Below are 20,649 nucleotides of genomic sequence, written 5' to 3'. Positions count from 1 at the left end.
ATGCGCACCCTGACTGCCGTCGGCCACCGCGGCGATCCCTACCGAGTCCGTGAGAACACCCTCAACTCGATCCGCTCCGCCTTCGCCCGCGGGGCGGACGCGGTGGAGATCGACGTACGGCTGACCCGCGACGGGACCCCGGTCCTGCTCCACGACGAGACGCTCCGGCGGCTGTGGGGCCACGACGTACGGCTCGACGCCGTCACCGCCGCGCAGCTCAGGGAGCTGACGCAGGGCGGGGTCCCGGCCCTGCGGGAGGCGCTGGCGGTGGCGGGCTCCGGCCGGCTGATGCTGGACCTGCCGGGTGCCACGCCGGAAGCCGTACGGGCGGTCGTGGACGAGGTCCGCGCCTGCGGCGCGCGCGAGCGCACGTACTACTGCGCGGGCCCGAACTCGATGCTGGCCGTCCGCGCCGCCGATCCGGACGCGGAGATCGCCCTGACCTGGACCACGCTGTCCCCGCCGCGCCGGGTACTGATCGACGCGGTGCGGCCGGCCTGGCTCAACTACCGGTTCGGGCTCGTCAGCCGGGAGCTGACCGACGCCGTACACCGGGACGGGCTGAAGGTGTCCGCCTGGACGGCGGACACGAAGCGGACGATGCGCGCGCTGCTCCTGGCCGGCGTGGACTCCGTGACCACGAACCGGGTGGACGCGCTGGCCGCGGTACGGGCCGGGGCCGGGCGGTGATACGCACCTGGGGGCAGTGGATCCGGCGGGCCGATCCGCGGTGGCAGGACGTGGGGCTGACCCTGCTCGTGCAGCTGGCCGTCACGATGCCGTTCGTGGTGCCCCGGGCCGCGGACCTGCCGACGGCCGACTGGGCCTCGTACGGGATGACCACGCTCGGGGTGCTGCCGCTGGTCTGGCGGCGGCGGGCACCCGTGACGGTGCTGCTGGCCGTCCTCGCGGTCGGCGCGGTGTACGACCAGGCGCTCGACGGGCCGGGCCAGCCGCTGCCGTACGCGGGCCTGATCGCCTTCTACACGGTGGCCCTGCTGTGCACGGCCCGGCTGCGGCTGGCGGTGGCGCTGTTCACGGTGGTGGCGGTCGCCCTGTCGGTGTGGTGGAACACGGGGACGGCCCGCGAGTTGCTGTTCACGCTGTTCGTGTCGGTCGCCGCGTACGTGCTCGGCCGCCTCCAGGACACGCGCCAGGCGTACACGCGGGCCGTCGAGGCGCGGGCGGCGGAGCTGGAGCGGGCGAACCGGATCGAGGCGGAGCAGGCGGCGGCGCGCGAACGGGCGCGGATCGCCCGGGAGATGCACGACATCCTCTCGCACGCGGTCAGCATCATGATCGTGCAGGCGGAGGCCGGTCCGGTGGCGGTGCGCCGGGCCCCCGAGCGGGCGGAGGCGGCGTTCGACGCGATAGCCGGGACGGGGCGGGAGGCGATGACGCAGTTGCGTTCGATGCTGGGCGTGCTGCGCACGCAGGAAGCGGCGCCCCGCAGGCCGCAGCCGGGGGTGCAGGAGCTGGCGGGCCTGCTGGAGCGGGTGCGGGGCAGCGGCCTGGAGGTGTCGTACGCGCGCACCGGCGAGGTGCGTCCCCTGCCGGCCGCGCTGGAGGCGACGGTGCACCGCGTCGTGCAGGAGGCGCTGACCAATGTGGTGAAGCACGCCCGGGCGTCGCGGGCCGCGGTACGGCTCCACTACGCCCCGCGTGAGCTGACCGTGTCGGTGACGGACGACGGACGGGGGCCGGGCAGCGGCCCGTCGGGCGGCCACGGCCTGATCGGGATCCGCGAGCGGGCGGCCGCGCACGGCGGGACGGCCGAGTGCGGTCCGGGGCCCGGCGGCCGCGGGTTCCGGGTCCGGGCCACGCTCGTCATGTCGGTGCAGGAGGTGGCGGGTTGACGATCCGTGTGGTGGTGGCCGACGACCAGGAGCTGGTGCGCAGCGGTTTCGCGATGATCCTGGACGCGCAGGACGACGTCGAGGTCGTCGCGGAGGCCGGGGACGGCGCCGCGGCGGTGGCGGCGGTCCGGGAGCTGCGGCCGGACGTGGCGCTGCTGGACATCCGGATGCCGGTGACGGACGGGATCGAGGCGTGCCGGATGATCTCGGCGCAGAGCACCTGCCGGACGGTGATGCTGACGACCTTCGACTCCGACGAGTACGTGTACGAGGCGCTGCACGCGGGGGCGAGCGGGTTCCTGTTGAAGGACGTGCGGCGCGACGACCTGGTGCACGCGGTACGGGTGGTGGCGGCGGGCGACTCCCTGCTGGCGCCTTCGGTGGCGCGGCGCCTGATCGAGGAGTACACGGCGGTGACGGCGCGTCCGGCGGCCGGGGCGGCCCTTTCCGCGGGCCGGCTGGAGGCGCTGACGGCGCGGGAGCGGGAGACGCTGCTGCACCTGGGGCGGGGGCGGTCGAACGCGGAGATCGCGGCGGCGCTGACGGTGAGCGAGCACACGGTGAAGTCGCACGTGGGGAACGTGCTGGCCAAGCTGGGTCTGCGGGACCGGATCCAGGCGGTGATCTGCGCGTACGAGACGGGGCTGATCTCGGCGGGGGCGTGGTCCCCCGTGAGGGGTACTCGCTCTCGGGAGTGAGGTGCGGGGTGTCGGCTCCCTCGCGCCGGTGAGTCGTCGTACCGCAGAAGACCCCTCTTGTCGGGGATCCGTGACTACCCCTGTGACCGGGAGCATGGGTGTCACCGGAGCGGAAGTCGCCCGGGGAACGACAAGGGGGATCCCTCATGAACGCGCGTACCCGCACGCTGGTCGCCGCCACTTTGCTGCTGGGCATCGTGTCCGGCCCGGCCGTGGCCCAGGCCGCGCCGCGGCAGGTCGCCGTCCCGGCACGGGCACCGGTGTCGGCACCGGTCTACTCCCACGCGCCGGACGCGAAGGCGCTGACGGAGGCACTGGAGGGGGTCGGCGCCCACGACAAGGACGCGACCGCCGCCCTGGTACGGATCGGCGGGTCGAGCGGCGGCTGGCAGGGCGCCTTCGGCGTCGCGGACGTCGGCAGTGGGCGCCCGGCGCTGGAGCAGGGCCGGTTCCGGGCGGGGTCGGTGACCAAGACCTTCACCGCGGCGGTGGTCCTCCAGCTCGCCGCCGAGGGGAAGCTGGACCTTGACGAGCCGGTCCAGCAGTACCTGCCCGGGACCTTCCCGGACCGGTTCGAGCCCGTCTCCGTACGCCAGTTGCTGAACCACACGAGCGGCATCAAGCCGGCCGACGGCCCGGGGGACGACTTCGAGGCGCAGTGGCGGCACCGGTTCGATGTCGTCGATCCGCACGACCAGATCGCGGGCGCGCTCGCCCAGGGGCCGGAGTTCGTCCCGGGCCGGGCGCAGCACTACCTGAACATCAACTACACCGTGCTGGGCGTCCTCATAGAGAAGCTGACGGGCACGACGTACGAGGAGCAGGTCGACCGGCGGATCCTGCGTCCGCTGGGTCTGCGCCAGACCTCGTTCCCGGGGCGGACGCAGACCCGGATGGCCGGCCCCTACAACCACGGCTACCAGGCGGTGCCGCGCCCGGACGGCTCGACCGAACTGAGGGACGTGTCGGTGTGGAACAGCTCCGACCGCTGGGCGGCGGGCGACATCATCTCGACCACCGCGGACCTGGAGCGGTTCACCGTGGCCCTGTTCAGCGGCCGGGTCGTACCGCGGGCCCAGCTGGAGGAGATGTTCACCGTCCCGGCGGTGAAGGACATCGAGACCGGAAAGAAAGCCGTGTTGACGGCGGGTCTGTCGAGGATCGTGATGCCCGACGGCACCGAGCTGTGGGGCAAGACCGGCAGCCGCCTCGGTTACAGCACCGGTATGGGCGCCGCCCGCGACCTCTCCCGGACCCTGGTCTACTCGGTCAACTCCACTGACGCGAAGGGGGAGAACACCAATCCGGTGATCGATCGCCTCGTGCTGGCCGCCCTCGACCGTCGGCAGTCGTAGCCGGCCCGGCCCTAGGGGCGGTCGGCGGGCATCGCTTCCAGTCGCTTGATCAGGCGGCGCAGGACCAGCAGCGGGAGGACCCCGAAGACTCCGAACGACATGTCGATGACGCTCCAGCCGAAGGGGATGCCCCGGATCGGCCCGCAGATCAGGGCCAGGGGGATCACGCCGGCGCAGGCGATCATGCCGGCTTCCACGACCCAGACGTTGCGTACCGGGTCGCGGTGGACCCCGTAGAAGAAGACGGCGATCACCAGGTGGGCGAAGGCGAGCCAGTCGTTGCCGTAGAGGAGGAAGGGGTACTGCGCGTCGGCCTGGTCCAGCCCGTCGCCCACCCGCCGCAGCCATTCGTGGGACACCACGGAGTTCGCCCAGTGGAGCTCACTGACCAGGGGGAACGCCGTGAGCCCGCTGAGTACGAGGCAGACGATGAACAGGACCAGCCAGGCACGGATCCGCCGCTGGAGGGCGCTTCTCTCGCTCATGGGAGGAAGCGTACGCAGAATTCTGAACGCGTTCAGCCATATCGCTGAACACGTTCAGTTCTGTGGCCGTACCGTGACGTCGGCTCAGCGCCCGGAGTTCACAGGCCGACGATGCCGTTCCAGCGCTTGGCGAAGGACTGGCGCTCCGCGGAGGAGATGTCCCGGGCCACCACGAGCCGCTTGCGCATCTCGTCGTCCGGGAAGATCAGCGGGTTCTCGGCGAGTTCGGCGGTCTCCCTGTCCGGGGAGGCGGCCAGTACGTCGCGGGCGGCCGGGACGGGGCAGACGTAGTTGACGGCGGCGGCGAGTTCCGCGGCCACCGCCGGGTCGTAGTAGTAGTCGACCAGCGCCTCCGCATTGGCCTTGTGCAGGGCCAGGTTGGGCACCAGCAGGCTCTCCGCCCAGAGTTCGGCGCCCTCCTGCGGGACCACGAACTCGATGTCGGGGTTGTCGGCCTGCAGTTGCACGACGTCACCGGAGTAGGCCTGGCAGGCCAGCACGTCGCCCTTGCTGAGGTCGGAGGTGTAGTCGTTGCCCGTGAAGCGGCGGATGTGCTTCTTCTTCACCAGGGCCTCGACCTGGTCGCACATCCGGTGGAAGTCGCTCTCGGTCCAGCGGGTGACGTCCACGCCGTTGCCCTGCATCAGCAGGGCGAACGACTCGTCGAGTCCGGAGAAGAGCGTCACCCGGCCCGCCAGGTCCGGCTGCCACAGGTCTTTGACGGACTTGATCTCCCGGCCCATCGCCTTGCGGTTGTAGGCGATGCCGGTGATCCCCGACTGCCACGGCACGGTGTGCAGCCTGGCCGCGTCGAAGGCGGGGGAACGCAGCTGCGGGTCGAGGAACTTGGCGACGTTCGGCTGCGCCGAGCGGTCCATCTTCTGCGCCCAGCCCAGGCGGACGAAGCGGGCCGCCATCCAGTCGCTGACCACCACCAGGTCGTGGCCGGTCCGCTGGTGGTTCATGAGGGCCGGGCTGATCTTGCCGAAGAACTCGTCGTTGTCGTTGATCTCCTCCGTGTACCGGACCTCGATACCGGTCTTCTCGGAGAAGGCGTCCAGCGTCGGACGGCGCTGTTCGTCCTCGTCGTCGGTGTCGATGTAGAGCGGCCAGTTGGAGAAGGCGAGGCTGCGCTCACCGGCGGAGTGGTCCGGGCCCTCCCGGCGGTCCTCGGGGACGTAGGCGGCGGGCACGCCGCAGCCACTGAGGGCGGCCAGCAGGCCCGCGGCGCCGATGCCGCGCAGCGCGGCGCGGCGGGAGAAGGGGAGTTCAGGCATGCCCAAAGCCTCGGACAAGGCGAGGGGGCGGACAATAGACAACGTGTCTACTGCCCGCCCCCTCAGCCTTCTGCGCTGATCAGTGCGGAACGCCCGCCGGAACGGCCCCCGGAACAGCCGCCGGGACGGCCGCCGGCGCCATCGCCGTGGCTCAGCCGTCGAGCGAGGTCATCACGTGCTTGATGCGGGTGTAGTCCTCGAAGCCGTAGGCGGAGAGGTCCTTGCCGTAGCCGGACTTCTTGAAACCGCCGTGGGGCATCTCGGCGACGAGCGGGATGTGGGTGTTGATCCACACGCAGCCGAAGTCGAGGTTCTTGGACATCCGCATCGCGCGGCCGTGGTCCTTGGTCCACACGGAGGAGGCGAGGGCGAACTCGACGCCGTTCGCGTACTCCAGGGCCTGGGCCTCGTCCGTGAAGGACTGCACCGTGATGACGGGGCCGAAGACCTCGTTCTGGATGATCTCGTCGTCCTGCTTGAGGCCGGTGACCACGGTCGGCGCGTAGAAGTAGCCCTTCTCGCCGACCTGGTGGCCGCCCGCCTCGACCTTGGCGTGGGCGGGGAGGCGCTCGATGAAGCCCGCGACCTGCTTGAGCTGGTTCGGGTTGTTCAGCGGGCCGTACAGCACGTCCTCGTCGTCCGGCTGGCCGGTCTTGGTGTCGGCGGCGGCCTTGGCGAGCGCGGCCACGAACTCGTCGTGGATGGACTGGTGCACGAGCACGCGGGTGGCGGCGGTGCAGTCCTGGCCGGCGTTGAAGTAGCCGGCGACGGCGATGTCCTCGACGGCCTTGGCGAGGTCGGCGTCCTCGAAGACCACGACCGGGGCCTTGCCGCCCAGCTCCAGGTGGACGCGCTTGACGTCCTTGGAGGCGCTCTCGGCGACCTGCATGCCCGCGCGCACCGAGCCGGTGATGGAGGCCATCGCCGGGGTGGAGTGCTCGACCATGGCCTTGCCGGTCTCGCGGTCACCGCAGACGACGTTGAAGACGCCCTTGGGCAGGATCGAGTCGATGATCTCGGCCATCAGCACGGTCGAGGCCGGGGTGGTGTCGGAGGGCTTGAGCACCACGGTGTTGCCCGCGGCGATGGCCGGGGCGAACTTCCACACCGCCATCATCATCGGGTAGTTCCACGGCGCGACCTGGGCGCAGACGCCGACCGGCTCACGGCGGATGATCGAGGTCATCCCGTCCATGTACTCACCGGCGGAGCGGCCCTCCAGCAGGCGCGCGGCGCCCGCGAAGAAGCGGATCTGGTCCACCATCGGCGGCAGCTCCTCGCTGGCCGTCAGGCCCAGCGGCTTGCCGGTGTTCTCCGACTCGGCGGCCACCAGCTCGTCCGCGCGCGCCTCGAAGGCGTCCGCGATCTTGAGCAGGGCCTTCTGCCGCTCGGAGGGAGTGGTGTCGCGCCAGCCCGGGAAGGCGGCGGCCGCGGCCGCCATGGCCGCGTCCACATCGGCCTGGCCGGAGAGCGGGGCGGTGGCGTACACCTCGCCGGTGGCGGGGTTGACCACATCGGTGGTCCGGCCGTCGGCGGCGTCCTTGAACTCTCCGCCGATGTAGTTGCGCAGACGACGCAGTTCGGTGGTCACTACAGCCACTCTCCTGATCACATGTCCAACGATTGAGACGAAGCCCCAGCCTATCTCGTCCGCTGACGCTTTCGACAGGGCCGGATGCCACGAGCTGCGAAATCCGTGCAATCGGAGAGTCAAGACAACGAATTTCATCGGTTACGGGTTGCGGAACCGACGACTCCTCGTGCACAGTGAGGTCGTGGTCAGTCGAAGCGCAGATTCCAGGAACAGACAACCGTCCCCTTCGGTCGATGCTGTGTCCCTGGCGATCATCGAGCAACTGCAAGAGGACGGACGCCGTCCCTACGCGGCGATCGGCAAGGCCGTGGGCCTGTCGGAGGCAGCCGTACGCCAACGCGTACAGAAACTCCTCGACCAGGGCGTCATGCAGATCGTCGCCGTCACCGACCCGCTCACCGTGGGCCTGCGCCGTCAGGCCATGGTCGGCATCAACGTCGAGGGAGACCTCGACCCGGTGGCCGACGCGCTGACCGCGATGGCCGAATGCGAGTACGTGGTGATGACCGCGGGCTCCTTCGACCTGATGGTGGAGATCGTCTGCGAGGACGACGACCACCTGCTGGAGACGATCAACAAGAAGATCCGCGCGCTCCCCGGCGTGCGATCAACCGAAAGCTTCGTTTACTTGAAGCTGAAGAAGCAGACCTACATGTGGGGAACTCGATAGCCCGTGAGCCAAGACCTCTCCAAGACCGCGTACGACCACCTGTGGATGCACTTCACCCGCATGTCGTCGTACGAGAACTCCCCCGTCCCCACCATCGTGCGGGGTGAGGGCACTTACATCTTCGACGACAAGGGCAAGCGCTACCTGGACGGTCTCGCCGGACTGTTCGTGGTCAACGCCGGTCACGGCCGCAAGGAACTGGCCGAGGTCGCCTACAAGCAGGCGCAGAAGCTCGCGTTCTTCCCCATCTGGTCGTACGCACACCCGCAGGCCGTCGAGCTCGCCGAGCGTCTGGCCGGCTACGCCCCCGGCGACCTGAACAAGGTCTTCTTCACCACCGGTGGCGGCGAGGCCGTCGAGACCGCGTGGAAGCTCGCCAAGCAGTACTTCAAGCTGCAGGGCAAGCACACCAAGTACAAGGTCATCTCGCGCGCGGTCGCCTACCACGGCACCCCGCAGGGCGCCCTGTCCATCACCGGCCTGCCCGCCCTCAAGGCCCCCTTCGAGCCGCTGGTCCCCGGCGCGCACAAGGTGCCGAACACCAACATCTACCGCGCCCCGATCTACGGCGACGACCCCGAGGCCTTCGGCCGCTGGTGCGCCGACCAGATCGAGCAGGAGATCCTGTTCGAGGGCGCCGACACCGTCGCCGCCGTCTTCCTGGAGCCCGTGCAGAACGCCGGCGGCTGCTTCCCGCCGCCGCCCGGGTACTTCCAGCGGGTCCGCGAAATCTGCGACGAGTACGACGTGCTGCTCGTCTCCGACGAGACGATCTGTGCCTTCGGCCGCCTCGGCACGATGTTCGCCTGTGACAAGTTCGACTACGTGCCGGACATGATCACCTGCGCCAAGGGCATGACCTCGGGCTACTCCCCGATCGGTGCCTGCATCGTCTCGGACCGCATCGCCGAGCCGTTCTACAAGGGTGACAACACCTTCCTGCACGGCTACACCTTCGGCGGCCACCCGGTCTCCTCGGCGGTCGCGCTGGCCAACCTCGACATCTTCGACAAGGAAGGCCTCAACCAGCACGTGCTGGACAACGAGGGCGCCTTCCTGTCGACGCTGCAGAAGCTGCACGACCTGCCGATCGTCGGCGACGTCCGCGGCAACGGCTACTTCTACGGCATCGAGCTCGTCAAGGACAAGGTCACCAAGGAGTCCTTCACGGACGAGGAGACCGAGCGCGTGCTCTACGGCTTCCTCTCCAAGGCGCTCTTCGACAACGGCCTGTACTGCCGTGCCGACGACCGTGGCGACCCGGTCATCCAGCTGGCCCCGCCGCTGATCGCGGACCAGGGCACCTTCGACGAGATCGAAGGCATCCTGCGCTCGGTGCTCACCGAGGCGTGGACCAAGCTGTAACCAGCGGCTTCCACCGGCGGCACCGCCGACGGCAACCAGCGCCGCCACCGGCCCCGGCCTGGCAGTAAATAGTCCGAACCACACGGCCCGGATCCCCCGTTCGAGTGAGACCGCGGTGGTCCGGGCCGTGTGCTGTCACCATCCGGGCCGTTCGTCTCTTTACATCTCCTTGCGGCGCCAGTGACCGACGGGGCTCCGCTTCGTTCCCCCGGACGGAGGTGTACGCCATGGTGGCTCCCGCAGACGATGCCCCGCCCGACAATGACGTCTTGTGGGCACGGTCCCTTCACCACTCCCACGATGGCTCGCCCGGACTCATCGGCGTTTCCGTCGGCGTCCGCCAGGGCGAGATCCTGGCGCTGACCGGCCCGCGCGGAAGCGGCAAGACCACGCTGCTGCGCTGCCTGTCCGGCTCGCTCAAACCGGAGCAGGGCGAGGTCTGGTTCAACAGCGTCCCCGTCCACACCATGGGGGCCCTGGCCCGCGAACGGCTGCGCCGGGACCGGTTCGGCTGGATCGGCCCCGAGCCGCACCTCGTGCCCGAGCTCAGGGTGTGGGAGAACGCCGCCCTGCCCCTGCTGATCGCCGGCGCCTCGCACCGTACCGCCAAGCACACCGCCTGCGAATGGCTGGAGCGGCTCGACATCGCCGCCTTCGCCCGCAAGCGGCCCCGCGCGCTGACCCGCGCCGAGGCGCAGCGCGTCGCCCTGGCCCGGGCCCTGGTCAACGAGCCCGCGGTGATCTTCGCCGACGAGCCGACGGCCCCGCTGCACCGCGCCGAGCGGGCACTGCTGCTGCGGACGCTGACCACCGCGGCCCGCTCCCACGAGATCACCGTGCTGCTCGCCACCCACGACGAGGAGAGCGCGGCCGTGGCCGACCGCCGGTTCGCCCTGCTCGACGGCCGTACCGCCGGGGCCGCCGCCCCGGCCGGTCCCGCCGAGACCACGGAGGACCAGGCCGCGTGCTCGCTCTCCGCCTAGTCCGCGGCTCCGGCCCGCTGGTCCAGCTGCGCCGGCTCCTCGTCGCCGCCGCCTCGGCCTGCGCCGGGTTCCTGCTGCTGTACGTCCTCGCGGAGGCGACTGCCCGGCCCGCCGGATCGTTCCCTCGGCTGCTGTGGGCGCTGGTTCCGCTCGCCGCCACCGTCCAGTTCGCGGTCGCCGTGGCCCGGACCGACCCCGCGACCCGGCCCCGCGAGGGGATGGACGCCGCCGGGCTGGGTCCCCTGCGGCTCACCCTGGCCGCGGCCGTGTCCACCGCCGTCGCCTGCACCCTGGGCAGCGCCCTGGCCCTGGCCGTCTTCCTCCACCTGCGGGGCGAGCTGTCGGGGCTGCCCTTCGACGGGGCCGGCTCCGGGCTGCTGCACGCCGAGCAGCCGCTCCCCGTGGCGGCCGCGCTGACCCTGCTGACGCTGGTCCCGGTGGCCGCCTCCGCCGCGACGGCCCTGATCCTGCGCCCGCGCCCGACGGCGGCGGGGCTCTCGCCGCAGACCGGGGTGCCGTGGGGGGTCGCCCTGGGCGCCTGCGGACTCGCCCTCCAGGCGTACGCCGGGCAGGGCAGCCCCGCGCTGCCGTTCGGGTGGGCGCTGATCGCGCTCGGGCTGGCCCTCGCCGGCCCGGGCCTGACCTACGCCTGCGGGACCCTGGTGCTGGCCGTCCGCCCGGGCGCGCTGCGCCTGCTCGCCGGACGGGCGCTCCAGGAGGAAGCCCCCCGGCTGGGCCGCCCCCTCGGGATGCTGTGCGCGGTCGGGGCGGCCGCCCTCACGGCGCTGGCCCTGCGCGAGCGGGGCACGGTCTTCGCCCCGCTCGGCCCGCTGACCGGGGCCGCCGCTGCGCTCGTGGCGCTGTGCGCGGCCGCGACACTTCTCACATCGGCGGTGGAGTCCCGGCAGGCCCGGGCGGCCACCCGCGCGACCCTGAGCGGCCTCGGCGCGCCGGGCACGGTCCTGCGTACGGCCGCCACTTTGCGGGCTTCCGCGCTGGTCGTGGTGTGCGTACCGCTCAGCTGGGGTGTGGCACAACTGACGTCGCTCGCGCTGACCCGCTGACCCGGCCAGCCCTTAGGGTGGGCCGAATGGTCAACGCAGACATCGAGATCGAGACGCTCGCCGAATTCGACCAGGTCGTCGCCCGGGGCTCGCTGAACGGCTACCGCATCCAGTCGGTCAACCTGCTGGAGCGGACCTTCGCCCTGCTGTCCGCCGACACCTCGGCCACCGTCTTCCTGGGCTGCGCGATGGAACCCGACGCCGCGGCCAAGGTGCGCGCCGACGGCGCGCTGGTCTTCCCGCCGGTACCGGACCTGCCCTTCAACCCCTACCGGGGCCTGCTCTACACCGCCGACGAGCTGTTCGCCGGGCTGCCGCAGGGCTACGAAGCCACGCCGGACGCGCAGGCGTACGCCTGGTTGCAGGAGACGAAGTCGGACGGCGACGTCCTGTCCTCGATGCTGCGCTCCATCCACGACGACGCGATCTCCGACGCCCTCGACGAGCACCTCGCCGGCGCCCGGGTGGTCGGCGTGATGGGCGGCCATGCCATGACCCGCGGCGCCGTCGACTACCGGGGCGCGGCCGAGCTCGGCCGCACGCTGGCCCGGTCCGGGCTGACGGTGGCCACCGGCGGCGGCCCGGGTGCGATGGAGGCGGCCAACCTCGGCGCCTACCTGGCCCCCGCCCCCGACGACATCCTCCCCGAGGCCCTGGCACTGCTGGCCAAGGCACCGTCCTTCGTGCCGTCGGTGTCCGACTGGGCGCGGGCCGCCTTCGCCGTGCGGGAACTCTGGCCCGCCGGCGGTGACTCGGTGGGGATCCCGACCTGGTTCTACGGGCACGAGCCGCCGAACGCCTTCGCCGGCCACATAGCCAAGTACTTCGCGAACGCCACCCGCGAGGACGGGCTGCTCGCGCGCTCGAACGCGGGCGTGGTGTTCCTGCCGGGAGCGGCCGGGACGGTGCAGGAGATCTTCGACAACGCGACGCCGAACTACTACTCCTCGCGCGGCGAGCCGACGCCGATGGTCCTGGTCGACCGCCGGCACTGGACCGAGCAGCTGCCCGCCTGGCCCCTGCTCCAGGCGCTGGCGCGCGGCCGCGCCATGGAGTCGAAGATCGCCCTGGTCGAATCGGTGTCCGAGGTCCCGGCGGCGCTCGCCGCGATGAGCTGACCGGCCGAGGCAACTTCCCGGCCCGTATCGACGTCTGCCTTAGGTAATCAGACCGCAAAATCTGCCAGACGTGAACGGAGCCCCCGGTGCTCATAGGACTGCTGACCGCCATCGCGGCGTCCCTCTGCTACGGCACGGGCTCCGTCCTGCAAGCCGTGGGTTCCCGGCGGGCGGCCCGCTCGTCGGCGGCGGCCGCCGGGGTGACCGCGCACGGCGGCCCCAACCTGTCCTCGACCGCGAAAGCGGCGATGACCTGGGAGTTCATCGTCGGCACGGTCCTGGACTTCGTGGGCTTCGGACTGGGCGCGCTCGCCGCGCGGCTGCTTCCGCTGTTCCTGTCGCAGACGGTGATCAGCGCCAACCTGGTGATCACCGCGGTGCTGAGCGTCAAGCTGCTGGGCATCCGGCTCTCGCGCAAGGAGTGGACCTCCATCGGGGTCGTCTGCGCGGCGCTGGTGCTGCTGGCGACGGCCGCGGGCCACGAGGGCGGCCACCACGCGGCGACGTCCACGCACTGGTGGCTGCTGGCGGTCACCCTGCTGATCATCGTGGGCGGCACGGTGGCCGTACGTCTCCTCGGCGCGCGGGCCGCGATCCTGGCGGGCCTGTTGTCGGGCCTCGCCTTCGGCGCGCTGGGAGTCGGCGTACGGATCCTCGACGGGATCGAGCCGTTCTCGCTCGGAGGGCTCCTCGGCGACCCGGCCCTGTACGCGATCGTGCTGGCGGGCGTCGGCGGCATGTACCTGCACACGGTCGCGCTGCAGATCGGTTCGGTGAACGGGGCCACGGCCGCGCTGGTGGTCGGCGAGACCGTCCTGCCGGGCGCGATCGGCGTGCTGTGGCTGGGCGACGCGTCCCGCCCGGGTCTCGCCTGGCTGGCGGCCCTGGGCTTCGTCCTGGCGGTGACGGGCGCCGTGGCGGTGGCCTGGTACGGCAACCACGACGCGGCGGAACCCGCCGCGGAGGAACCCGTCCCCGCCGGCGTCTGAGCCGCGGGTCCGCTCAGCCCGTCCGGCGCCCCAGGACCGGGTCCGGGCCCGGGTCGGGATCCGGGCCCGGGTCCGCCCGCGCCCGCGCCCGCGCCCGGCGAACGGGAGAAGGGCGGGGGGACCGAGGCCCCGCGCAGCGGCTACGCCGTCGGCAGGACGACCACCTCCGACGGCGTGAAGGACACCGCGACCCGGTCCCCCACCGCCGGCGCCCCGGCCAGCCCCCACTCGGCTTCCAGCACCGGCCCCGCCTCCGGCCGCAGCAGCAGCGCGACGTGCGTGCCCCGGAAGGTGCGGGACAGCACCTCGCAGCGGAGCCCCCGCCCGTCCGCACCCGGCGTCACCCCGGCGGGCCGGACCAACAGCCGCTGCGGCCCCTCCGGCGTCCCGGCCGGCACCGGGACCTTGCCCCACGCCGTGTCCGCGACCCCGCCCGACACCACCGCCGGCACCACGTTCTCGAAGCCCAGGAACCGCGCCACGAACTCCGAAGCCGGCCGCTGCCAGACCTCCAGCGGGGTCCCTGCCTGCGCGATCCGCCCGTCCCGCATCACCACCACCCGGTCGGCCAGCGCGAAGGCCTCCCCCTGGTCGTGGGTCACGGCCAGCACGGTCGTCCCCAGCCGGGCGAACAGCCCCCGCAACTCGACCACCAGCCGCTCCCGCAGCCCCCGGTCCAGCTGTCCCAGCGGCTCGTCCAGCATCAGCAGCCTCGGCGACGGCGCCAGCGCCCGGGCCAGCGCCACCCGCTGCTGCTCGCCCCCGGACAGGGAGGCCACGGCCCGGTCCTGCGCCCCGGGCAGCCCGACCAGCTCCAGCAACTCCGCGACGCGGTCCCCGTAGGAACCCCGCCCGGCGCCCCGCGCAGCGCCCCGCATCCGCAGCCCGAACCCGACGTTCCCGCCCACGTCCCGGTGCGGGAACAGCTGGTGGTCCTGGAACATCAGGCCCACCCCCCGCCGGTGCACGGGCACCCCGGCCTGGTCCGCGCCGTCCAGCAGCACCCGCCCCCCGGACACCGGCTGGAGCCCGGCCACCACCCGCAGCAGCGTGGACTTGCCGCTGCCGCTCGGCCCCAGTACGCACACGGTCTCGTGCTCGGCGACCTCCAGGTCGACGCGGTCCACGGCGGCCCGCCCGCCGAAGCGGACCGACACCCCCTCCAACCGGAGCAACGTCATCAGAACTCTCCCGAGGTCTCGTCGGGCCGCAGCCGCTCCAGCACCAGCAGGGACACCGCGCACACCAGCATCAAGATCGTGCTCAGGGCCATCGCCTGCCCGTAGTTCATCTCCCCCGCCCGCCCCAGCAGCCGCGCCACGGCCACCGGCAGCGTCGGCCGGTCCGGGCGTGCGATGAAGACGGTCGCCCCGAACTCACCCAGGGACACGGCGAATGCGAACCCGGCCGCGATCAGCAGCGCCCGCCGCACCAGCGGCAGGTCCACCTCCCGCCACGCCCGCCACGGCGACGCCCCGAGTACCGCGGCCGCCTCCCGCAGCCGCCCGTCCACCGCGCGCAGCACCGGCAGCATGGTCCGTACGACGAACGGGACGCCCACCAGCGCCTGTGCGAGCGGTACCAGGATCCACGAGGTCCGCAGGTCCAGCGGCGGCTCGTCCAGGGTGATCAGGAAACCGAAGCCCACCGTCACCGCCGACACCCCGAGCGGCAGCATCAGCAGCGCATCGAACCCGCGCACGAACCGCCCCGCGCGCCGGGTGAGCGCTCCCGCCGCGAGCCCGCCGATCACCAGGGCGATGGCCGTCGCGGCCAGCGCGTACTCCAGCGAGTTGCCGATCGACTCCAGCGGCGGCACGAGGAACGTCCCGGAGCCGGCCTCCTCCAGTGCCCGGTAGAAACCGAGCCCGTACCCGCCGGGGGCGTCGAGGGAGCGCTCCACCAGCACACCGAGCGGGAGCACGATCAGCAGCGCCACCGTCAGCAGCACCCCGCCCAGCAGCACCCGCTCCCCCGGCCCGTGCGGCCGGTGCGCGGTCCGGCCGGGGTCCACCAGCCGCAGGGCGGTCTCCCGGCGGCGCACGGTCCGGGCGTGCACGGCCAGGACCAGCCCCATCGCGACGAACTGGACCATGGTCAGCACGGCGGCCGTCGGCAGGTCCAGCAGCTGCGCGGTCTGCCGGTAGACCTCCACCTCCAGCGTGGAGTACGAGGGGCCGCCCAGGATCTGCACGACGCCGAAGGAGGAGAAGGTGAACAGGAACACCATCAGCGCCGCCGCGGCCACCGCCGGGGCCAGCGCGGGCAGCGTCACCCTGCGCCACGCCGCGAACCGCCCGGCGCCCAGCACCCGCGCGGCCTCCTCCTGCCGCGGGTCGAGCTGCGCCCAGAGCCCCCCGACCGTCCGCACGACGACGGCGTAGTTGAAGAAGACGTGCGCGAGGAGGATCGCCCAGACGGTGGTGTCGAGCCGGATCCCCCACAGTTCGTCCAGCAGCCCGTTCCGGCCGACCAGCGCGAGGAAGGCCGTACCGACCACCACGGTCGGCAGTACGAACGGAACGGTGACCACCGCCCGCAGCAGACCCTTGCCCGGGAAGTCGAAGCGCGCGAAGGCGTACGCGCCGGGGAGCGCGATCAGCAAAGTCAGCCCCGTCGAGGCGAACGCCTGCCAGGTCGTGAACCACAGCACGCCGGCGATGTCCGGCCGGGCGAGCACCTCGCCGATGCGGCCGAACTGCCAGCCCGCGTCGGTCTTGAGCCCGCGCCCGACGATCGCGGCGACGGGATAGGCGAAGAACAGCCCGAAGAAGGCGAGCGGGACGGCCATCAGGGCGAACCTGACGACCGTGGCCCGCACGCCCTCTCGGGGGGAGTCGCGTACTACTTCACGACGAGCGAGGACCATGCCTTGACCCACTGCTCACGGTTCTTGGCGATGGTGTCCGGCGCGACGTTCTCCGGCTTGTCGATCACCACGCCGTGCTTCGTGAACAGTTCCGGCAGCTTGGCGTCCTTGACCACCGGATTCACGAACATCTGGAGCGGCATGTCCTCCTGGAACTTCTTGCTCACCAGGAAGTCGAGGAGCGCCTTGCCGCCCGCCTCGTTCTTCGCTCCCTTGAGCAGGCCCGCGAACTCGACCTGGCGGAAGCAGGTGCCGGTGGAGACGCCCGTGGGCGCCTCGGCCGGCTGCGGCTCGCCGTACAGGACCTCGACCGGCGGGCTGGAGGCGTAGGAGACGACCAGCGGACGGTCGCCCTTGGCCTTCTTGCCTCCGGCGGAACCGGAGAACCGCTCGTTGTAGGCCTGCTCCCAGCCGTCGACGACCTCGACGCCGTTGGCCTTGAGCTTGCTCCAGTAGTCCTTCCAGCCCGCGTCGCCGTACTTGCCGACGGAGGCGAGGAGGAAGCCGAGACCGGGCGAGGAGGTCGCGGCGTTCTCGGTGACCAGCAGGTTCTTGTACTCGGGCTTGATCAGGTCGTCCAGCGTCTGCGGCGGGGTGAGCTTCTTGTCCGCGAAGTACTGCTTGTCGTAGTTGACGCAGATGTCGCCGGAGTCCACCGGGGTGACCCGGTGCTTCTCGTCCAGCACGAACTCGGGCTTCACCTCGGCCAGGCCCTTGGCCTCGTACGGCGTGAAGATGCCGTTGTCGAGGGCGCGCGAGAGGAGCGTGTTGTCCACGCCGAAGAAGACGTCGCCGCGCGGCGAGCCCTTGGTGAGGATCTCCTGGTTGAGGGCGGCGCCGGCGTCGCCGGACTTGAGTACCTTGACGGTGTAGCCGCTCTGCTGCTCGAACTCCTTGAGGACCGGCTCGCTCACGGCGAAGGAGTCGTGGGAGACGAGGGTGACGGTCTTGGACTTCGGCGCCCCGCTCGCGCCCGCCGCGGGCTTGTCCTTGCCGTCGCCACAGGCGCCGAGCGTGGTGACGCCCAGCGCCGTCACGAGCAGGGCGCCCGCGAACTTCTTGGTGGTGCTCACTGGTGAATTCCTCCTGGGATGTCCAGGAGAAGACGCGGCCCCGCCCGGCGCTCGGTGGAGCGGTCGCCGGGCAGGGCGCAACAGCTTGAGTGAATGACCGAACTTCCTACCCCGAATGACCGGGGCGAGGTTCAGAGGGTCTGCGGATGACGGTTACCGCACTCTCAGCGCTGTGGCGCTCCCCTGTCGGAATATGCAATTGGTTCGGCCACAGGGTACCCCGTGGCCGATTCGGCCCCCAGGAGAGTCCACCGGGCTCCGTGCGGGCCCGCGCGACGCCGGGCCCGCGCGGGAAAACGGGCCGTCCTAGCGCTCGGACGCGGCGAGCTGCCCGCACGCGCCGTCGATCTCCTGGCCGCGGGTGTCGCGCACGGTCACCGGCACGCCGTGCCGGGCGATCGCCTCGACGAACGCCTTCTCGTCCTCGGGCCGCGAGGCGGTCCACTTCGAGCCGGGCGTCGGGTTCAGCGGGATGAGGTTGACGTGCACGCGCTTGCCCTTGAGCAGCCTGCCGAGCAGGTCACCTCGCCAGGCCTGGTCGTTGATGTCGCGGATCAGGGCGTACTCGATCGAGACCCGGCGACCGGACTTCTCGGCGTACTCCCACGCCGCGTCCAGCACCTCGCGCACCTTCCAGCGGGTGTTCACCGGCACCAGGGTGTCGCGCAGCTCGTCGTCGGGCGCGTGCAGCGAGACGGCGAGGCGGCACTTGAAGCCCTCGTCGGCGAAGCGCAGCATGGCCGGGACCAGGCCGACGGTGGAGACGGTGATCCCGCGCTGCGAAAGGCCCAGGCCGTCGGGCTCCGGGTCGGTCAGGCGGCGGATGGCGCCGACGACGCGGTTGTAGTTGGCCAGCGGTTCGCCCATGCCCATGAAGACGATGTTCGAGAGCCGGGCGGGGCCTCCGGGGACCTCCCCGTCGCGCAGGGCGCGCATGCCGTCGACGATCTGGTGCACGATCTCGGCGGTCGACAGGTTCCGGTCGAGCCCGGCCTGGCCCGTGGCGCAGAACGGGCAGTTCATCCCGCAGCCGGCCTGGGAGGAGATGCACATGGTGACCCGGTCGGGGTAGCGCATCAGCACCGACTCGACGAGGGTGCCGTCGTGCAGCTTCCACAGGGTCTTGCGGGTGGTGTCGTCGTCGCACGAGATGTGCCGCACGACGCTCATCAGGTCGGGCAGCAGCTCCTGCTGGAGCTTCTCCCGCGAGCCGGCCGGGATGTCGGTCCACTCGGCGGGGTCGTGGGCGTAGCGCGCGAAGTAGTGCTGTGAGAGCTGCTTGGCCCGGAACGGCTTCTCGCCGATCGCGGCGACCGCCTCGCGGCGTTCGGCCGGGGTCATGTCGGCGAGGTGCCGGGGCGGCTTCTTCGCCCCGCGAGGGGCGACGAAAGTGAGCTCTCCCGGAACGGGGCGGGCCATGGCGGGTACTCCTTGTAAGACGAAAGGCGCGCCGCAGAAGCAGCGCGCCTTCCAAGAGTAACCGCCCGGACCCACCCGAGGCCTTCGCACGTACGTCGCCCCTGCTCAGCAGGGGCTTTCCGGAGGAACGGCCCGCGGACCGGGTCCCCGGGAGCCCGTGTCAGCCGGTGCCGACGAACGCGGCCAGCAGCAGCCACACCACCGGGGCGGTCGGCAGCAGCGAGTCGAGCCGGTCCATGATGCCGCCGTGCCCGGGCAGCAGGGTGCCCATGTCCTTGATGCCCAGGTCCCGCTTGATCATGGACTCGCCCAGGTCGCCCAGGGTGGCACTGACCGCGACGGCCAGGCCCAGCAGCAGCCCCTGCCACCAGACACCGTCGTCGATGAGGAACTCCATGCACAGTGCGCCGGCCGCCATCGCGAACGCCACCGCGCCGACCAGCCCCTCGCGGGTCTTGCCGGGGCTGATGCGCGGCGCGAGCTTCGTCTTGCCGAAGCGCCAGCCCACGGCGTAGGCCCCGGTGTCACTGACCACGGTCAGCAGCAGGAAGGTCACGACCCGCTGGGGGCCGTCGTCGGCGGTGAGCAGCATCACCACGAAGGTGGCGAGGAACGGCACGTAGAACGCGGCGAAGACGCCCGCCGTGACGTCCTTGAGGTAGTCCTCGGGCGGCTCGGTCATCCGCCAGACCAGCACCGCCAGGGCGGTCAGCGCCATCGCCACCCAGGCGCCCTCGGCCCCCCGGACGTATCCGGCGATGACCATGGCGGCGCCACCGACCGCGAGCGGTACGAGGGGCGCCTTGATGCCCTTCTTCTCCTGGAGCCGGGAGGTGAGCTCCCACAGGCCGACCACGACCGCGACGACGATGACACCGACGAACACGGCCTTGACGATGAAGAGCGAGGCGAAGATCACCGCTCCGAGGCCGACGCCGACCCCTATGGCGGCCCGCAGGTCCCGCCCCGCGCGCTTCTTCGGCGGCGGGGAGGCGTCCTGGGGTGCCTGGGAAGGCGGGGGCGGGGGGCTGGGCATGGGCTCCTGCGGCGGCGTCTCGGCGCGGAAGAGGGGGCCGCTGTAGGCGGCGACCCCCCGATCGCGTGCTTCCCGGTCGTCGAAGTCACGGCCGGCGGCATCGGGCACGATGGGCATGGGCCGAGTCTGCGGGCCCACCTGCGCATCGTATGCGGGACCCGCCGGAACGGGCTCCGGCTGCCAGGAAGAGTCGTTCATCAGACTTCGAGGAGCTCGGCTTCCTTGTGCTTGAGCAGCTCGTCCACCTGCGTGACGTACTTCGCGGTGGTGTCGTCGAGCTCCTTCTCCGCGCGGCGCACCTCGTCCTCGCCGGACTCCTTGTCCTTGACGAGCTTGTCGAGGGCGTCCTTCGCCTTGCGGCGGATGGAGCGGATCGAGACCTTGGAGTCCTCGGCCTTGGTGCGCGCGACCTTGACGTACTCCTTGCGGCGCTCCTGCGTCAGCTCGGGGAAGGTCACCCGGATGATGCGGCCGTCGTTGCTCGGGTTGACGCCGAGGTCGGAGTCGCGGATGGCCTGCTCGATGTTGCGCAGCGCGGACGAGTCGAACGGCGTCACGACGGCCATGCGCGGCTCGGGCACCGCGAAGGAGGCGAGCTGGTTGATGGGCGTGATGGCACCGTAGTAGTCCGCCACGATCTTGTTGAACATCGCCGGGTGCGCACGGCCCGTGCGAATCGCGGCGAAGTCTTCCTTGGCGACGACGACGGCCTTCTCCATCTTCTCCTCGGCCTCGAGGAGGATTTCTTCGATCACCACGTGCTCCTGCATGTCAGATTTGGATGGTTCAGGCGGGGCG

At 71.5% G+C, this 20,649-nt stretch carries 19 protein-coding genes; 10 read left to right on the top strand and 9 right to left on the bottom strand.

Annotated features, from left to right (window positions below; genetic code table 11):
- The 4 genes from OHA81_RS22940 (at window position 1) to OHA81_RS22925 (ending at window position 3,909) form a co-directional block, all read left to right on the top strand.
- A complete protein-coding gene (locus OHA81_RS22940) occupies window positions 1-690 on the top strand; it encodes a glycerophosphodiester phosphodiesterase (RefSeq protein ID WP_329198730.1) in 690 nt (229 codons plus the stop codon).
- On the top strand, window positions 690-1,856 hold the full coding sequence (locus OHA81_RS22935; protein ID WP_443056787.1) for a sensor histidine kinase: 1,167 nt from the start codon (window positions 690-692) through the stop codon (window positions 1,854-1,856). Before OHA81_RS22940 ends, OHA81_RS22935 begins: the two co-directional genes overlap by 1 nt.
- Window positions 1,853-2,554: a response regulator transcription factor gene (locus OHA81_RS22930; RefSeq protein WP_329198728.1), complete on the top strand. Its 702-nt coding sequence runs from the start codon at window positions 1,853-1,855 to the stop codon at window positions 2,552-2,554. Before OHA81_RS22935 ends, OHA81_RS22930 begins: the two co-directional genes overlap by 4 nt.
- Before the next feature lie 146 nt (window positions 2,555-2,700).
- Window positions 2,701-3,909 carry a serine hydrolase domain-containing protein gene (locus tag OHA81_RS22925; RefSeq protein ID WP_329198726.1) on the top strand — a complete coding sequence of 403 codons (1,209 nt, stop codon included), beginning with the start codon at window positions 2,701-2,703 and terminating at the stop codon, window positions 3,907-3,909.
- 11 nt (window positions 3,910-3,920) lie between these two features.
- Here OHA81_RS22925 and OHA81_RS22920 read toward each other — a convergent pair whose 3' ends face one another.
- The 3 genes from OHA81_RS22920 to OHA81_RS22910 form a co-directional block, all read right to left on the bottom strand.
- A complete protein-coding gene (locus OHA81_RS22920) occupies window positions 3,921-4,394 on the bottom strand; it encodes a hypothetical protein (RefSeq protein ID WP_329198724.1) in 474 nt (157 codons plus the stop codon).
- 98 nt (window positions 4,395-4,492) lie between these two features.
- Window positions 4,493-5,671, bottom strand: coding sequence for an ABC transporter substrate-binding protein (locus OHA81_RS22915; RefSeq protein WP_329198722.1), 1,179 nt, complete (start codon window positions 5,669-5,671; stop codon window positions 4,493-4,495).
- Between the two features lie 151 nt (window positions 5,672-5,822).
- Complete coding sequence (locus tag OHA81_RS22910; RefSeq protein WP_329198719.1) at window positions 5,823-7,262, bottom strand: gamma-aminobutyraldehyde dehydrogenase; 1,440 nt, start codon at window positions 7,260-7,262, stop codon at window positions 5,823-5,825.
- Between the two features lie 169 nt (window positions 7,263-7,431).
- Between OHA81_RS22910 and OHA81_RS22905 the strand changes: the two genes are divergently transcribed.
- From OHA81_RS22905 to OHA81_RS22880, 6 genes are all read left to right on the top strand, one after another.
- A complete protein-coding gene (locus tag OHA81_RS22905) occupies window positions 7,432-7,935 on the top strand; it encodes an Lrp/AsnC family transcriptional regulator (protein WP_073910973.1) in 504 nt (167 codons plus the stop codon).
- Window positions 7,936-7,938: 3 nt separating this feature from the next.
- Entirely contained in the window at window positions 7,939-9,300 is a 1,362-nt protein-coding gene (locus OHA81_RS22900; RefSeq protein ID WP_329198717.1) for an aspartate aminotransferase family protein, read from the top strand.
- Window positions 9,301-9,527: 227 nt separating this feature from the next.
- A complete protein-coding gene (locus OHA81_RS22895) occupies window positions 9,528-10,283 on the top strand; it encodes an ABC transporter ATP-binding protein (RefSeq protein ID WP_329198715.1) in 756 nt (251 codons plus the stop codon).
- Entirely contained in the window at window positions 10,265-11,347 is a 1,083-nt protein-coding gene (locus OHA81_RS22890; RefSeq protein WP_329198714.1) for a hypothetical protein, read from the top strand. The genes OHA81_RS22895 and OHA81_RS22890 overlap by 19 nt, the downstream gene beginning before the upstream one ends.
- A gap of 26 nt (window positions 11,348-11,373) precedes the next feature.
- Complete coding sequence (locus OHA81_RS22885; RefSeq protein WP_329198712.1) at window positions 11,374-12,465, top strand: LOG family protein; 1,092 nt, start codon at window positions 11,374-11,376, stop codon at window positions 12,463-12,465.
- A gap of 86 nt (window positions 12,466-12,551) precedes the next feature.
- A complete protein-coding gene (locus OHA81_RS22880; protein WP_329198711.1) occupies window positions 12,552-13,454 on the top strand; it encodes a hypothetical protein in 903 nt (300 codons plus the stop codon).
- Window positions 13,455-13,594: 140 nt separating this feature from the next.
- On the opposite strand, the gene OHA81_RS22875 is transcribed toward OHA81_RS22880, so the two are convergent.
- The 6 genes from OHA81_RS22875 to frr all read right to left on the bottom strand — a co-directional run bounded on the left by OHA81_RS22875 (window position 13,595) and on the right by frr (window position 20,606).
- Window positions 13,595-14,635: an ABC transporter ATP-binding protein gene (locus OHA81_RS22875; protein WP_329198709.1), complete on the bottom strand. Its 1,041-nt coding sequence runs from the start codon at window positions 14,633-14,635 to the stop codon at window positions 13,595-13,597.
- Window positions 14,635-16,245 carry an ABC transporter permease gene (locus OHA81_RS22870; protein WP_329202482.1) on the bottom strand — a complete coding sequence of 537 codons (1,611 nt, stop codon included), beginning with the start codon at window positions 16,243-16,245 and terminating at the stop codon, window positions 14,635-14,637. Before OHA81_RS22870 ends, OHA81_RS22875 begins: the two co-directional genes overlap by 1 nt.
- Before the next feature lie 53 nt (window positions 16,246-16,298).
- Entirely contained in the window at window positions 16,299-17,396 is a 1,098-nt protein-coding gene (locus tag OHA81_RS22865) for a thiamine ABC transporter substrate-binding protein (protein WP_329198708.1), read from the bottom strand.
- 306 nt (window positions 17,397-17,702) lie between these two features.
- Window positions 17,703-18,815, bottom strand: coding sequence for a 23S rRNA (adenine(2503)-C(2))-methyltransferase RlmN (rlmN, locus tag OHA81_RS22860; RefSeq protein WP_136213436.1), 1,113 nt, complete (start codon window positions 18,813-18,815; stop codon window positions 17,703-17,705).
- A gap of 160 nt (window positions 18,816-18,975) precedes the next feature.
- Window positions 18,976-20,049: a phosphatidate cytidylyltransferase gene (locus OHA81_RS22855; RefSeq protein ID WP_329198706.1), complete on the bottom strand. Its 1,074-nt coding sequence runs from the start codon at window positions 20,047-20,049 to the stop codon at window positions 18,976-18,978.
- Window positions 20,049-20,606, bottom strand: coding sequence for a ribosome recycling factor (gene frr, locus OHA81_RS22850; RefSeq protein WP_329198704.1), 558 nt, complete (start codon window positions 20,604-20,606; stop codon window positions 20,049-20,051). Before frr ends, OHA81_RS22855 begins: the two co-directional genes overlap by 1 nt.
- Window positions 20,607-20,649 lie beyond the last annotated feature (43 nt).

Origin of the sequence: Streptomyces sp. NBC_00667 (assembly GCF_036226825.1) — a bacterium.
In the GTDB taxonomy this organism is placed as follows: Bacteria; Actinomycetota; Actinomycetes; order Streptomycetales; family Streptomycetaceae; genus Streptomyces.
Note: the sequence above shows the minus strand (reverse complement) of the source record. Positions and strands in the feature narration are given on the sequence as shown.